The organism is Chachezhania sediminis, assembly GCF_009765275.1.
Taxonomy (GTDB): Bacteria; Pseudomonadota; Alphaproteobacteria; order Rhodobacterales; family Rhodobacteraceae; genus Chachezhania; species Chachezhania sediminis.
Window position 1 is genome coordinate 136,205 of sequence record NZ_VOPH01000006.1, and the last position, 14,629, is coordinate 150,833.

Annotated in this window: 13 protein-coding genes; 11 read left to right on the forward strand and 2 right to left on the reverse strand. The window is 66.3% G+C overall.

All coding sequences use genetic code 11. The annotated features are described in order from the left end of the window. The 10 genes from FQK05_RS18140 to FQK05_RS18185 all read left to right on the forward strand — a co-directional run bounded on the left by FQK05_RS18140 (position 1) and on the right by FQK05_RS18185 (position 10,179). Positions 1–2,337, forward strand: coding sequence for a xanthine dehydrogenase family protein molybdopterin-binding subunit (locus tag FQK05_RS18140; protein WP_158969474.1), 2,337 nt, complete (start codon positions 1–3; stop codon positions 2,335–2,337). Beyond that, positions 2,334–4,667, forward strand: coding sequence for a xanthine dehydrogenase family protein molybdopterin-binding subunit (locus tag FQK05_RS18145; protein ID WP_158969476.1), 2,334 nt, complete (start codon positions 2,334–2,336; stop codon positions 4,665–4,667). The genes FQK05_RS18140 and FQK05_RS18145 overlap by 4 nt, the downstream gene beginning before the upstream one ends. Continuing rightward, a complete protein-coding gene (locus FQK05_RS18150) occupies positions 4,664–5,389 on the forward strand; it encodes a class II aldolase/adducin family protein (RefSeq protein ID WP_158969478.1) in 726 nt (241 codons plus the stop codon). Before FQK05_RS18145 ends, FQK05_RS18150 begins: the two co-directional genes overlap by 4 nt. Further along, complete coding sequence (locus FQK05_RS18155) at positions 5,386–6,246, forward strand: FAD binding domain-containing protein (protein WP_158969480.1); 861 nt, start codon at positions 5,386–5,388, stop codon at positions 6,244–6,246. Before FQK05_RS18150 ends, FQK05_RS18155 begins: the two co-directional genes overlap by 4 nt. 12 nt (positions 6,247–6,258) lie before the next feature. Next, positions 6,259–6,753, forward strand: a complete 495-nt coding sequence (locus tag FQK05_RS18160; RefSeq protein ID WP_158969482.1) for a (2Fe-2S)-binding protein — start codon at positions 6,259–6,261, stop codon at positions 6,751–6,753. Next, complete coding sequence (locus FQK05_RS18165) at positions 6,750–7,646, forward strand: polysaccharide deacetylase family protein (protein ID WP_158969484.1); 897 nt, start codon at positions 6,750–6,752, stop codon at positions 7,644–7,646. Before FQK05_RS18160 ends, FQK05_RS18165 begins: the two co-directional genes overlap by 4 nt. Beyond that, positions 7,643–8,335, forward strand: coding sequence for a cysteine hydrolase family protein (locus FQK05_RS18170; RefSeq protein ID WP_158969486.1), 693 nt, complete (start codon positions 7,643–7,645; stop codon positions 8,333–8,335). The genes FQK05_RS18165 and FQK05_RS18170 overlap by 4 nt, the downstream gene beginning before the upstream one ends. Continuing rightward, a complete protein-coding gene (locus FQK05_RS18175) occupies positions 8,332–9,060 on the forward strand; it encodes an isochorismatase family protein (RefSeq protein WP_158969488.1) in 729 nt (242 codons plus the stop codon). The genes FQK05_RS18170 and FQK05_RS18175 overlap by 4 nt, the downstream gene beginning before the upstream one ends. A gap of 96 nt (positions 9,061–9,156) precedes the next feature. Next, complete coding sequence (locus FQK05_RS18180) at positions 9,157–9,405, forward strand: C-type lectin-like domain-containing protein (protein ID WP_158969490.1); 249 nt, start codon at positions 9,157–9,159, stop codon at positions 9,403–9,405. A gap of 54 nt (positions 9,406–9,459) precedes the next feature. Beyond that, complete coding sequence (locus FQK05_RS18185; protein WP_158969492.1) at positions 9,460–10,179, forward strand: calcium-binding protein; 720 nt, start codon at positions 9,460–9,462, stop codon at positions 10,177–10,179. A 285-nt stretch (positions 10,180–10,464) separates the two neighbouring features. Here FQK05_RS18185 and FQK05_RS18190 read toward each other — a convergent pair whose 3' ends face one another. Further along, positions 10,465–12,186: a flavin-containing monooxygenase gene (locus FQK05_RS18190; RefSeq protein WP_158969494.1), complete on the reverse strand. Its 1,722-nt coding sequence runs from the start codon at positions 12,184–12,186 to the stop codon at positions 10,465–10,467. A gap of 124 nt (positions 12,187–12,310) precedes the next feature. After that, positions 12,311–12,982 carry a TetR/AcrR family transcriptional regulator gene (locus FQK05_RS18195; protein ID WP_158969496.1) on the reverse strand — a complete coding sequence of 224 codons (672 nt, stop codon included), beginning with the start codon at positions 12,980–12,982 and terminating at the stop codon, positions 12,311–12,313. A gap of 358 nt (positions 12,983–13,340) precedes the next feature. On the opposite strand from FQK05_RS18195, the gene FQK05_RS18200 reads away from it, so the two are divergent. After that, positions 13,341–14,609: an aminotransferase class III-fold pyridoxal phosphate-dependent enzyme gene (locus FQK05_RS18200; RefSeq protein WP_158969499.1), complete on the forward strand. Its 1,269-nt coding sequence runs from the start codon at positions 13,341–13,343 to the stop codon at positions 14,607–14,609. Positions 14,610–14,629 lie beyond the last annotated feature (20 nt).

The following is a 14,629-nucleotide window of genomic DNA, read 5'->3' on the forward strand; positions in this document are numbered from 1 at the left end:
ATGACTGCCCCCAAACTGCCGAACGCCCGCCGATCTGCCTGGATCGGGCAAAGCGTCCCCCGACTGGAAGACCGCCCGCTGGTTGCGGGCCTTGGCCGCTTCGTCGCCGACCTGAACCGGCCGCGACAACTGCATGCGCGGATCGTCCGGTCTGCCCATGCCTGCGGCCGCATCGCAGAGATCGACACCTCGGACGCCCTGGCCATCCCTGGCGTCACCGTCTGGACGGCCGAAACCCTGGGCGATGTCCCCCGCATCCCCTTTCGCGCGACAAGGATCAGCGGGCTGGAGCCCTACGTCCAGCCGATCCTGGCAGTGGAACGCGTGCGCTACGTGGGCGAGCCGGTGGCCGTGGTCTTCGCCGAAGACCCCTATGTCGCCGAAGACGCCACTGAACTGGTCATGGTCGACATCGACGAAGACGTGGCGCCGATCCTGGATGCCCGGGCCAAACCGGGGGAGTTCCTGCCGGGCATCGGCAGCGAACCCACCGTCGTCCGCAAGGGCTATGGCGATGTCGAGGCCGCCTTTGCCGCCGCGGCCCATGTCGTCGAACTGGACCTGGCCACCGGCCGCCATTCCGGCATTCCGATGGAACCCCGCGGCGCGCTGGCCGACTGGGACGCCGGGCGCCAGCATCTCGACCTCTGGGGCGCCACCAAGCGTCCCCACTGGAACCGGGACCGCCTGGCCGAGATATTTGGCCTGTCGCCCACACAGATCGACCTGCACGAACCCCATGTCGGCGGCGGCTTCGGCATCAGGGGAGAGCTTTATCCCGAAGACCTGCTGGTCTGCCTTGGCGCGATGCGCCTTGGCCGCCCGGTGAAATGGATCGAAGACCGGCGCGAGCACATGATGGCCGCGAACCATTCCCGCGAACAGCAGCACCTGATCCGCGCCGCCGTCGATACCGATGGCCGGATCCTTGCCATCGACGAAACGCTGCACCACGATCAGGGCGCCTATGTCCGGACCCACGGCGCGCGGGTGGCGGACATGTCCATCGGCCTGCTGTTGGGCCCCTACCGCGTGCCGGCCTATGCCGCTCGCGCCCATTTTCGCCTGACCGCCAAGACCCCCGCCGCCACCTACCGCGCGCCGGGGCGCTTCGAAGGCTCCTTCGTGCGGGAACGCCTGATGGATGCCATCGCGCAGAGGCTGGAGATGGATCCGCTAGAACTGCGTCGCCGCAATTTCATTCGCGCAGATGAGATGCCGTTCGAACGCGGCCTGACCGCGCTGGAGTCCGAGGTCGTGCTGGACAGCGGCGACTATGACGGGCTGCTGAGCAAGGCGCTGGAGTTCTGCGGCTGGTCGGACATGCACGCCAAGGCCGCGAAACGCCGGGCGGATGGCGAAGCGGTGGGCGTCGGCCTTGGCTTCTTCGTGGAAAAAAGCGGCCTTGGCCCGTCCGAGCTGGTCCGTATGTCCGTCGCGACCGATGGGTCTATCGAGATCGTGACCGGTGCCGCCTCGCTTGGTCAGGGCATGGAAACCGCCATTGCCCAGATCGCCGCCGACACGCTGGGCGCGGACTATCGGACATGCCGTGTGATCCACGGCCAGACGGCACGGATCGACCATGGCTGGGGCGCGCATGCCAGCCGGGTGACGGTGATGACCGGGGAGGCCACGCGCCGCGCCGCGACCGAGCTGAAGGACCGCGCGCTGGACATGGCGGCAGAGCTTCTGGACACCGAAATCACCTATCTGGTGCTGGACGACGGCCTCGCCACCGATACCGCGACCGGCCATTCGGTCACGCTGGCCGAAATCGTGAAGGCGCTGGACCCGGTCTCGCCGAAACGCGGCCACCGTACGCCGGGCCTGACGGCAGAGGCGTGGTTCCACAACACCCACATGAACTATCCCTATGGCGCCCATATCGCCATGGTCGCGGTAGACCGCGACACCGGGCGAACGTCGGTCGAACGCTATGCGATCAGCTATGACGTCGGCCGCGCCGTGAACCCGGCGATGATTGAAGGGCAGATCATGGGCGGCCTGGCCCAGGGTCTGGGCGGCGCGCTGCTGGAGGAGTTTCGCTATGACGAGGACGGCCAGCCCCTGTCGGTGACCTTCGCCGATTACCTGATGCCCACCTCGGCCGAGATGCCGGAGGTCGCGATCCAGATCCTTCAGGACGCGCCGTCGCCGCTCAATCCGCTGGGCCTGAAGGGCTCGGGCGAGGCCGGTGTGACCGCCGCCGGTGCCGCCATCGCCGCGGCGGTGGACGATGCCCTGCAACGCCCCGGTCTGGTGAAGCGCCTGCCGGTCACACCGCAGTACCTGCACGCCCGGATCGCCGAATACGATGCGGAGCGCGGCCAATGACCCTTGTCGGCACCTCCCTTCCCCGGATCGAGGACCGGAAGCTGATCACCGGCCACGGCCGCTATCTGGACGACATCAAGGCGCCTGGGGGGCTGCACGCGGCCTTTCTGCGCAGCCCCTATGCCCATGCTTCCATCCGCGAAACCGACCTGTCTGCGGCGCTGGCCATGCCCGGAGTCGTCGCGATCTATACCGCCGCAGACCTGGCCGCACTCCTGCCCGGGGGCGACCGGCTGGCAACGGGGCTGCCATCTTCAGCCATCGCCTTCCCGCTGGACCGCCCGATCCTGCCTGCGCGGGAAACCGTCTTCGTCGGCGAACCGCTGGCCCTTGTCGTGGCCACAACGCGAGCAGAGGCCGAGGATGCGGCCGAAGCCATCGAGATGGACATGGACCCCCTTCCCGTCGCCGCAACGCTGGCCGATGCGGTCGCCGAAGGCGCCCCGCCCGCGCATCTGGATGCCCCTCACAACAAGCTGGCGCAGTTCGGCTTCGACTATGGCAACGTGGATGCGGCCTTTGCAGATGCGGCCCATATCGTCCAGGGCACCTATGAGATCGACCGTGGCGGCGCCCATTCGCTGGAAGGCCGCGGCGTGCTGGCCGCGCCCGACCCGATCGGCGGGCGCCTTGCAATCTGGTCTTCGACCCAGACGCCACATGCTCTGAAAAGGCACCTCTGCCGCCTGCTGGACATGGCAGAAGATACGGTGACCGTCACCGCCCCCGACCTGGGTGGCGGCTTCGGTCCGAAGCTGGTCACCTACCCCGAGGAAATCGCCATCGCCGCCACGGCGCGCGCGCTGGGTCGCCCCGTCAGATGGGTCGAGGACAGGCGCGAACATTTCCTGTCCGCCTGTCAGGAACGCGAACAACTGTGGCAGGCGGAAATGGCCGTCGATGCCGAGGGCCATATCCTTGGCGTCCGCGGGACCCTGATCCATGACCACGGCGCCTGGACGGCGCGGGGGCTGAACGTGCCCTATGCCTCAGGCATGATGCTGCCGCTGATGTACGATGTCCCGGCCTATCGCCTCGATATCTGTGTCGCGGTGACCAACCGCGTGCCCGTGACCCCTGTCCGGGGCGCCGGTCAGCCCCAGGCGACCTATGTGATGGAGCGTCTGCTGGACGCCGCCGCAAGGGCCACGGGGCTGACGCGCGAGGAGATCCGGCGGCGGAACCTTGTCACACCCGACCGCATGCCATGCCCGCGTCCGTTGCTGCTACGGTCTGGCCTGCCGGTGGTACTGGACAGCGGGGATTATCCGGCGACACAGGCGGCCGCGCTGGAAGCGTCCGACTGGGCCGGTTTCGAAGCCCGCCGGGAAGCTGCGCGCAAGGACGGCCGCCGGCTGGGGATCGGCCTTGCGAACTATGTCGAGGGCACGGGCCGTGGGCCTTATGAAACCGTGACCGTCCGCGTCGCGCGGGACGGGCGTATCAAAGTGAACACCGGCGCCGCCGCGATGGGACAGGGTGTCGGCACCGTGCTGGTCCAGATCGTCGGCAGCCACCTGGGCGCCGACCCGTCCCGCATCGACCTGACCCTGGGTGACACGGCCGAGCCCTACGGGTTCGGCGGGTTCAACAGCCGCCAGACCGTGGTCGCTGGCGCCTCGGCCGAGGCGGCGGCGAAGACCGTCCGCGCCAAGGTCCTGAAGGTCGCGGCCCATATCATGGACCTGCCGACCGACGGGCTGGAGATCGACGGCGACCGGGTGGTCATCAAGGGCAGCAATTCCGGCCGGTCCCTGACACTGGCCGAAATCGCGGGCGCGGCCGAAGGGCTGCCCGGCTACCGGCTGCCTGGGATCGACGTGCCGGGCCTGATGGCGACCGAGCGCGTGGTGATCGACGGAATGGCTTTCGCCAACGGCTGCCTTGTGGCCGAGGTCGAGGTCGACGTGGAAACCGGCCTCGTCCGGGTCGAGCGGTTGGAGCTGGCCCACGATTGCGGCCGGATGGTCAACCCGGTCATGGTCGACGGCCAGATCATGGGCGGGCTGGCACACGGGCTGGGCAATGCGCTTTACGAGAAGATGGTCTTCGACGAGGAAAACCAGCCACTGACCGGCTCCTTCGCCGATTACCTGATGGTCACGGCGGCCGAGATGCCGCCCGTTGGCATCGTCCATTCCGAAACCCCCAGCCCGATCAACGCATTGGGCCTTAAGGGCGTCGGCGAAAGCGGCGTGATCCCCACCGCCGCAGCCATCGCGAGCGCGGTCGAGGATGCGTTGAAGGATCTGGGCGTGACCATAGACACCGCCCCCCTGACGCCCGCCGCCCTGCGAGCCGCCATCGTGGCTGCAGAGGCTTCGACATGACCCTGAAACGCCCAAACGACCTGCTAGCCGACATGGTCACCGCGACCCGTATCCTGATCCACCAGGGGGTTCTTGACGTCTTCGGCCACCTCGCCGTCCGCGATCCGAAAAATCCGGAGATCTTCTGGCACCCCCGCGCCGTGGCACCCGCCCGGCTGACCGCCGAGGATATCCTGCCCTTCGGCATGGACGGCGAACCGCTGGTCGCCACGGACGCACAGCTTTATTCTGAACGCGTCCTGCACCCCGCCCTGCTGGCGGACCCGACGAAGAACGCGAGCCTTCACTGTCATGCCGCCGACCTGATGCCCTATTGCATGGGGAGCCGGCCGCTGGTGGCGCTCAGCCAGACCGGTGCGTGGATGGGGGCCGAAGTGCCGCTGTGGGACAGCCGCGCGGCATTCGGCGACACGAACATGCTGGTGACCGATACGGCACAGGCGCGCGACCTAGCCGCCACTACGGGTGCCGGGCACATCGCCCTGATGCGCGGCCATGGCGCCGTGATCACCGGCAACAGCCTTCTGGCCGTCGTCTTCCACGCAATCCATGCCGCGCGCGAAGCAGCGACGCTGACCCGGGCGCTGGCGCTTGGCCCCGTCACGCCGCTGTCGGCCGGAGAAATTCAGAAGGCCGGCACGCCGGCACCCGCCGCCATCCGGCGCGGCTGGGACCACTGGACGGCGCTGCTGCCCGGTGACGCAGAAGGACAGACCCGATGAAACCCGCCCCCTTCGCCTATTACCGCCCGACCTCGCTGGAAGACGCCGCCGCCAGATTGGCCGAAGGTGTCGACGACGGCGCCATGATCTTGGCCGGCGGGCAAAGCCTTGTGCCGATGATGGCCCTTCGCGTGGCCTATCCGTCCGAACTGATCGATCTGAACGTCCTGCCTGACCTGGGCACGCCCTTCATCGACGGGACCGCACTTGTCGTCCCGGCCCTGACCCGGCATGCGAGCTTTCACAAGGCGGATCCCGCCTTCGGCGTCACGGGCCGGATGATGGCCGAGGTTGTCCGCCACATCGCCCACTATCCGATCCGCCAGCGCGGGACCTTCTGCGGCAGCCTGGCCCATGCCGACCCTTCGTCGGAATGGGCACTGACCGCGAACGTGCTGGGCGCAGAACTGGAACTGCTGTCGACCCGGGGCACCCGCAGGGTTCCCATCGCCGACTGGTGCGACGGTGCGATGTCCACGACCCGCGAACCGGACGAGATCCTTGTCGCCACCCATCTGCCGTTGCTGTCCGAAACGACCCGGACGGGTTTCTGCGAAATATCGCGCCGCGCCGGCGACTTCGCCCTGGGCATGGCGCTGGTGGCCATAGAAGTGCAGGGCGACACCATCACCGCCGCACGCGTGGGTCTTGGCGGGATCGAGGATGCGCCCCGCCGGATCGCCGAGGCCGAGGCCGAACTGATCGGCCAGCCCGCCACGCCCGACACCTTCGCGAAAGCCGCAGACGCCGCGATGGCGGTGGTCGAGGCGATGGGCGACGCCACCACGCCGCCCGAATACCGCCGCGACCTTGCCGGCACCGTGATCCGCCGCGCCCTTGCGCAAGCCATCGCCTGAGGAGATCCCAAGATGACCGACAAGACCAAGATCACCCTCACCGTCAACGGTACAGGTCACGCCATAGACGTGGCGCCGCGGAAAACGCTGGCCGATGCATTGCGCGAGGATTGCGGGCTGACCGGCACGCATCTCGGATGTGAACACGGCGTCTGCGGCGCCTGCACCATCACCGTCGACGGCGCACCGGTCCGGTCTTGCCTGATGTTCGCCGTGCAGGCCGAAGGCGCCGACATCCGGACGGTCGAAGGGCTGGCCAACGGTCCCGACCTGTCCCCCCTGCAGCAGTTCTTCATCGAGGAACACGCGCTGCAATGCGGCTTCTGCACACCCGGGTTTCTGATGCTGATCGACGGCACGCTGAAGCAAAGCCCCGACATCACCGACGATGAACTGACCGAAATCCTGTCGTCGAACCTGTGCCGCTGCACCGGCTACCGCAACATCATCCGCGCCGCCCGCCGCGCGCTGGACCATGCCCGCACCACGACGGAGCCCGCCGCATGACCCTTCTGAAACTGCGCTATCACGACCGCTATGACTACAGCCCCCTGCCCGACCGGCCGCAATTCACCTGGCCCGGGGACAAGAAACTGGCCGTCTCGATCTGCAACAATATCGAGGTCTTCAGCTTCTGCGACGGCATGGGCAGCGACAGCGCGCAGGTGGGTGCGCCGCAGACCAGCCGGAATTATGCCTGGCGCGACTATGGCAACAGGGTGGGGCAGTGGTATCTCTTCGATCTGCTGGACGAGATGGGGATGCCTGCGTCCCACAATTTCAACTCGCTCCTCTTCGACACCTGCCCGCAGATCGCCGACCGGATGCTGGCCCGCGGCGACGAATTCGTGGGCCACGGCCGCACCAACGGCGAACGGCAGGACACCCTGCCCCGAGGCGAGGAACAGAAGCTGATCGAGGAAGCCTATGCCGCGATCACGGCCTATACCGGCACCTCGCCCGCCGGCTGGCTGGGGCCCTATCTGGCCCAGACGGACGAAACGTTGGACCTGCTGCGCGAGGCAGGTTTTTCCTATGTCCTCGACTGGCCGGCCGACGACCAACCCTTCTGGATGCGCACCCGGACCGCGCCCATCCTGTCGGTCCCCTATTCGATCGAGGTGAACGACAGCCCCGTCATGGTCTTCCGCCAGCAGGGCGCGGAAAGCTTTGAACGCATGATGATCGACCAGTTCGACGAGATGCTGCTGCAAAGCCGGAAATACCCCTTGTGCTACACCGTCGTCCTGCATCCTTTCGTGATCGGCCATCCCTATCGCCTGCGGGCGCTTCGGCGGGCGCTGACCCATATCGCGGCCCATCGCGATGACATCTGGATCACGACCCCGGGCGAGGTAGCCCAGCATTATGCCAGGCTTTTCCCCGCGGTGACCGCATGACCGCCAAACCCTGGGACGCCTTCATCACGGACCGCGACCGCAAGGTCTTTGCCGCCGCGGGTTATGGCGTGCGGGGTGCATTCCCCCGGCGTCCGGCCGTTCTGCTGGTCGACTTCATCGCCGCCAACACCGAACTGCCCGGGTTTCAGGCCGCGATGGACAAGGCGACCGACCTGGCGACGGCGGCCCGCGGGGCCGGCCTGCCGGTCATCCACGTGGGCGGCGCGGCACGCCCCGATGGCTGGGACCGCCCCGGCATCGACGGACAGGTCTTCGATCGCGATCCGGTCCGGGCGACCGGGCTGGTCATGGCCATCGAACCGCAGGACATCGTGGTCCGCCGCCAGGCACCGTCGGGATTTTTCGACACCGACCTGATGAGCTTTCTGAACCTTCTGGGGGCCGACGGCATCGTCGTCGCGGGCGGCCAGACCGCAGGCGCGGTCCGGGCGACCGTGATCGACGCCTTCTCGCTGAACCTGGGGGTGACCATGGCCGCCGACGCCTGCTTCGACGCGTTCGAGGCCAGCCACGCCCTGGCACTGTGCGATCTGGATGCGAAATATGCGGATCCGCTGGAAACGGCCCCGATCCTGGACTGGATCGCCACGTTTCCGGCAGATCTCTTCGACCTGCCCAAGGGCGCGCCCGACCGCCGCCTGAACCTGATGCCCGGAGAGACCACATGATCTGGGACGACTACCTCTCCCCCGCCGACCGGGCGCGTGTCGACAAGACCGGCCTGACCGGGCCCGACGGGCTGGGATCGAAACCGGCCCTGATGATCATCGACGTCAGCTGGGGCTTTGCCGGCGACGACCCGGCCGAGGACATACTGGATGCGATCCGGCGCTGGCCAAATGCGTGCGGTGCCGAAAGCTGGGCCGCGGTCGAAAAGATCATGGCCCTGGCCGAAACCGCCCGGGGCTTGGGCGTTCCGGTGATCTATTCCACCGGCCGGGCCCGGAGCGATGCCTGGGACATCGGATCCTGGGCGTGGAAGAACAACCGCACGGCGGAACAGATCCCGGCCACGCCGATGAACCGCGACGCCAACCAGATCGTGGCGCCGCTGACACCTGGACCTCAGGACATCACGGTCTACAAGCGCAAGCCATCGGCCTTTTTCGGCGCGCCGACGGCCACCCATCTGCGGCGGCTGGGCTGCGACAGCGTGCTGATGACCGGCACCACGACCTCGGGCTGCGTCCGGGCCAGCGCCGTCGACGCATTCAGCCACGGTTTCCGGGTCGCCGCGATCAGGGACGGCTGCTTCGACCGCTCGCAATCCAGCCATGCCGTGGCGCTCTTCGATATCGCCATGCGCTATGGCAGCGTCATCGACACGGAGGCCGCCAATGCCCACCTGAACGCGCTGCCAGATCCGGCCAGCGCCACGCTGCCCTCCGCCTGACGGGGGGCGTCCGCAATACCCAGATTGACTTGTTCATGCCCCGAAGCAAAAGAATGACGGCAGGACAGGTCCATTTCCCAGGTACGGCGGTCAGATATGCCCAGTTCGACAAGTTCCGATTCCTTCGCGATCCTGAAGACCTTCAGCTACAACAGCCATTCCTACATTGTCGTCTACGCCCCCGACGGCGTCACCTGGGACGCAGCCCAGGCCCAGGCCAGCAGCCTGAATGGCCAGCTCACCTCGATCGAGACCGAGGCCGAGAACGACGCGATCTTCGGCGCCCTGAACGGCATTGGCCTGGCCTGGTACGCGGAAAGCGGGACGGTCCAGGTGGGGCCCTAGATCGGCGCCACCGGTACAGTCGACGGCGGCTTCACCTGGCTCAGCGGTGCCGCGATGACCTATGCCGCCTGGGCCAGCGGCGCGCCCGACGATTTCGGTGCCGATGAAACCGCCCTGCAGTATTTCTCGCTGACACCGGCGAATGCACTTGAAGGCACCTGGAACAACGCGCCGGTGGATGGCACGCCGCCCGCACTGGCGCAAAGCTTCGTGGTGGAATTCGACAGCCCCAACCCGCCGGTGCCGAACGTCATCCGGGGCAACAACCGACCCAACGATCTGATCGGCACGTCCGGCCAGGACGCCATCTATGGCTATGGCGGCAACGGCAACGACAGGCTCTTTGGCGGCAAGGGCCGCGACGTGTTCCTGGGGGGCAAGGGCGCGGACCTCGCGAAAGGCCAGGCAGGGAACGACACGCTGGAAGGTCAGCGCGGCAAGGATACGCTTTTCGGCAATACCGGCAACGATACCATCGTCGGAGGTACCGGGAACGACACGATCGTCGGCGGCACGGGCAAGCATACGCTCTATGGCGGTGCCGGCAAGGACACCTTCGTCTACAACGACCTGAAGGAAGGCCGCGACCAGATCGGCGCCTTCCAGGTCGGTATCGACGCGCTTGACCTGGACCGGGGCATGTCGATCACCCGCATCAGGCTGATCGACGACGATCCCGACCACGCCTACACCAAGGTCGTGCTGTCCTCGGGCACGGTGATCGAACTGCTGGACCTTACCCAGCACGTCACCGCCCAGGACCTCCTGATCTGACGCCCCGATCCGACCCGGGGCGCGGCCCCCGCTTCTTTGGTCTTCAAATACCTCGGGGGGAGTCCGCGCGTCAGCGCGGGCGGGGGGCAGAGCCCCCCTCCCCGGCCCAGCCGGCGCAAGCCGCCCGTTCTACTTCCGCACGCGAACGCACGGAATTCTTCCGCCCTGCCTGACCGGCTGCGGTGGGCACTGCCGCCACATTCGCGCTGCAAGATACCGGCGATCGGTCCTGCCAGGACGGGATCAGCAGCAAGGATGCCCGCGCAAACTCTGCGGCCGGGTGGGTCAGGCGGTGACCGGATCGACGGCCAGGCCTTCGAACCGTGCCTTCAACTGCAGACCCAGAACCCCGGAATAGAACCGCGCCTGCGCAAGGTTGCCGCCCATGAACCACAACCCCTCTTCGGCCGTGGGCTTCCACATGTTCCGCAACTCGCCGACCCATGGGCCTGGATCGCCCTTGGCGCCGGACCCATAGCCCCAGCAGCGCCCGATCTTCGCAGCCGTTTCCCCATCGATCAGCCGGGCGACCCATTCCTCCATCGACCCGAAGCCCGTGGCATAGACGATCATGTCGGCCGGGATCAGTTCGCCGGTCTCAAGCTCCATCCCCTCGGGCGTCAGCCGGGCGATACCCGCACCGGAGCGGAGGCCGATGCGGCCGTCCACGATCATCTCGCAGGCGCCCACGTCGATGTAATAGCCCGAAGCCGACCGCTGATACTTCATCAGCCCGGTCCCGTCCTCGCCGAAATCGATGGCGAAGCCTGCCGCGGAAAGACGGTCATAGAACGGCGCCTCGGCCTCGCGGATCCGTTCCCACAGGACGCGGTGGTGCGCCTCCTGCATCCGTATCGGGACCGAGGCGTTCAGCAGGTCCGCCATGTCCGTCGTGATGCCGGCATCCACCGCGTCCTGCGAATAGATCGGCTTCAGCAGGACATCGGTCATCGTGTGCTGCCGCAGGATCAGGGTCGAAGACCGCTGGATCATCACGGGATGCGCGCCATTTTCGACAAGGTTCGCGGCGATGTCGTGGGCCGAATTGTTGCTGCCCACCACGATCACCCGCTTGCCCGCAAGACCTTCGCCATCGGTGAAGGCGCTGGAATGAAGCTGCGGGCCGGGGAAGAGGTCCTGCCCCTCGAACTCGGGCATTCGGGGGAAGCCCGCATTGCCCAAGGCCATGACCAGGTGTGTCGGCCGCAGCGTCACCCGATCGCCGTCGCGGACCATGTCGACGGTCCAGGTCTCGCCCATCTTGCGGGCGCCGATCACCTCGGTCCCGGTCCAGACGGCCAGTTCCAGCATGTTGGCGTAGGTTTCCAGCCAGTCCCCCATCCGGTCCTTCGGCGTGAAGACCGGCCAGAAATCGGGGAACGGCAGATAGGGCATGTGGTCGTACCAGACCGGGTCATGCAGCGTCAGAGACCTGTAACGCGACCGCCACTGGTCGCCGACCCTGGGGTGCTTGTCGACGATCAGGTAGGGCACGCCCTGCATCTCCAGCCGGGCGCCAAGCGCCAGCCCCCCCTGCCCCCCGCCGACGATCAGGACGTAGGGCTGTTCGGTCACCCCGAAGGCCGAAGTCTTATCCGCCAGCCGTTCGGCCCAGTTGCGGGGATCGCCATCGTTGTACAGCCCGCTGGGGCGGCGGCCCCGCAACGGTTCTTCGAATCCCTTCAGCTCGTCCAGCGTCGCAAGGAAGGTCATGCCCAGCCCGTCTTTCAGGCGGACATAGCCGCGGCCGCGGGCCTGCGCCGTCTCGATGGTCAGGAAACCTTCGGATTCGGCATCGGTCACGGCGGTGACGGTCAGGCCGGCGGCAGGCGCGGCCTTGGCCGCAAAGGCGCCGATGGCATCCGCACCTTCGACGGTCTGCAAGGTCCATCCCAGCGCCAGGAAGTCGCGCCACAGCCCGTCCGGCTGGAACAGCGCGGCGATGTCCGCCGCGTCGCCCGCGGCCAGCGCTTGGTTCAGCTTTTCCACCCAGGTGGCAATGGACATGACAGGGCTCCTTGTCGAACGGGCCCACGAACCGGGGCAGACTGACCCGAATAGTCATATGAAATTCGATCAGATCAAGAACTATTCGCCAAACAACCGAAGACTTGGCTCAAATAATGCAAGATTATTCGATTATTCCCGTCACTGTCGGCTCCTCGGCCGGGCGCTGGGGCAAAAGTTCGGGCAGGTAGCTGCGCAGATACGCGACCGATGCACGGGTGGATTCGTCCAGGAAAGCCCCAGTGATGCAGCGGTGGCGGCTGTAGGACAGCGCCCAGACCCCGTCCATGATGGCGATCGAGGTGGCCAGCATGTCCTCCAGCGGCAGCCCTTCCCCGATCACGAAGTACTTGTGGAACAGTCCGACATAGGCCTGCGCCAGTTCCGCGTTGCCGGTCAGGTCGGTATTGCGCACCTCGACACTGACGCCCGCGCCCAGGAACAGGCGCTGCGCCGCCGGGTTCGCGTTCAGGAAGGCCGAGCCCTGCCGCTGGCGATAGGCGATGATATCCTGCCATTTCTGCGGACGGGGCACGATCTCGTGCTGGACACGTTCGGCCATCCAGGTGTTGAAGCGTTCCGCCAGCATCACGAAGGCCGCGTTGCGGTTCGGAAAGAAGTGATAGACCGAGGCCAGCGGGATATCCGCCCGCGCGGCAATATCCGCCAAGCTGATGTTCTCGTCCTGGCGTTCCTCCAGCAGGGCAGCCGTAGCGTCCAGCAGTTCCTCCAGCCGCTGCTGCCCGCGCTTGCGCAACTTTCGCGGCTTGCCGTCGATCTCGACTTTCTTTTCCATTCGCCCATTCAATCCCGGTGCGGCCCCATCTGGCCCCAGGCGCTGGGAAAATCAACGCAATCGGCCCGCGCGCCGGTTCGCTCCGGAACAGGATCGGACCACAGGTTGACCACAGAGGCGCCCTTTTAATCGAATTTATAATCACCTTCCTAAATGAATCAAACACGAAGAAAGACCAAACCCAAGGCGCGGAGACGCAGAGTACACCCATAACAGGCAGGAAAACCCTTGTTACCCTTCATCATCCGGGCCTCCTGCACCGGCCGTCTCGCACAGCGAAAGTTATTCGAAATTTCTCTTGCCAGCTATTTCGAACAATCCTAGCCTCCGGACAACTTGATCCCGGAAAAGGTGTGCCATGTGGACCAATGAGAAGGACAAGGCCCTGCGCGAACGGGCCGCGGAAGTGATCCCCGGCGGCATGTATGGCCACCAGTCGACCTTGCTGATGCCGGAGGACTTTCCTCAGTTCTTCACGAAGGCGCACGGCACCCGGATCACGGATGCCGACGGCAACGTCTATATCGACTATATGTGCGCCTATGGCCCGAACCTGCTGGGCTATGGTCAGGCGGATGTCGCGGCCGCCGTCACCCGCCAGCAGGCGCTGGCCGACACCTGTACCGGCCCGGGGCCGGTCATGGTCGACCTGGCCGAGGCAATGGTCGGCATGATCAGCCACGCCGACTGGGCGATGTTCTGCAAGAACGGTGCCGATTCGACGATGATGGCGCTGATGATCGCGCGAGCCTATCGGGGCAAGCGCAAGGTGCTGGTCGCCAACCAAGCCTATCACGGATCGATGCCCTGGAACACGCCGCGCCCCGGCGGTGTGGTGGCCGAGGATCGCGCCCACATCATCTATTTCGACTATAACGACACGCAGGCGCTGGCCGACGCGGTAAAAGAGGCCGGCGATGACCTGGCGGGCATCTTTGCCGCCCCCTTCCGGCACGACACGTTCCACGACCAGTCAATGCCAGATCCGGAATATGCCCGGGTCGCTCGCAAGCTGGCCGACGAGCACGACGCCCTTCTGATCGTCGACGACGTGCGCGCGGGTTTCCGCATGACGCGCGACTGTTCATGGGAAACCGTGGGCGTGCAGCCGGACCTGTCCTGCTGGGGCAAGGTGCTGGGCAACGGCCAGCCGATTTCGGCGCTTGTCGGCAACAACCGGGCGCGCGAGGCCGCCAGCAAGATCTTTGTCACCGGATCCTACTGGTTTTCGGCCGTGCCGATGGCCGCGGCCTTGGAAACCCTGCGGATCATCCGCGAAACCGATTACCTGGAACGCATGGAAAAGGCCGGCGAAGGCTTCCGCGCCGGTCTTGTGAAACAGGCGGCCGATTTCGGCTTCGGCCTGCGGCACACCGGCCCCGCGACCATGCCCATCGTCCTGTTCGAGGACGACCCCGATTTCAAGATCGGCTACGGCTTCTGCAGGGCGGCGATGAAGCGGGGCGTCTACATGTCCCCCTACCACAACATGTTCATGAACGCGGCCATGACAGACGCAGATCTGGAAGAAACCCTTGAAGCGACCGGCGCCGCCTTCGAGGAGATCAAGAAAAACCGGGCGTCGTTGAAGCCGTCGGCTGTGCTTGCCGCGCTTGCCGACGCGTGACCCGAAATAACAAAATCAAC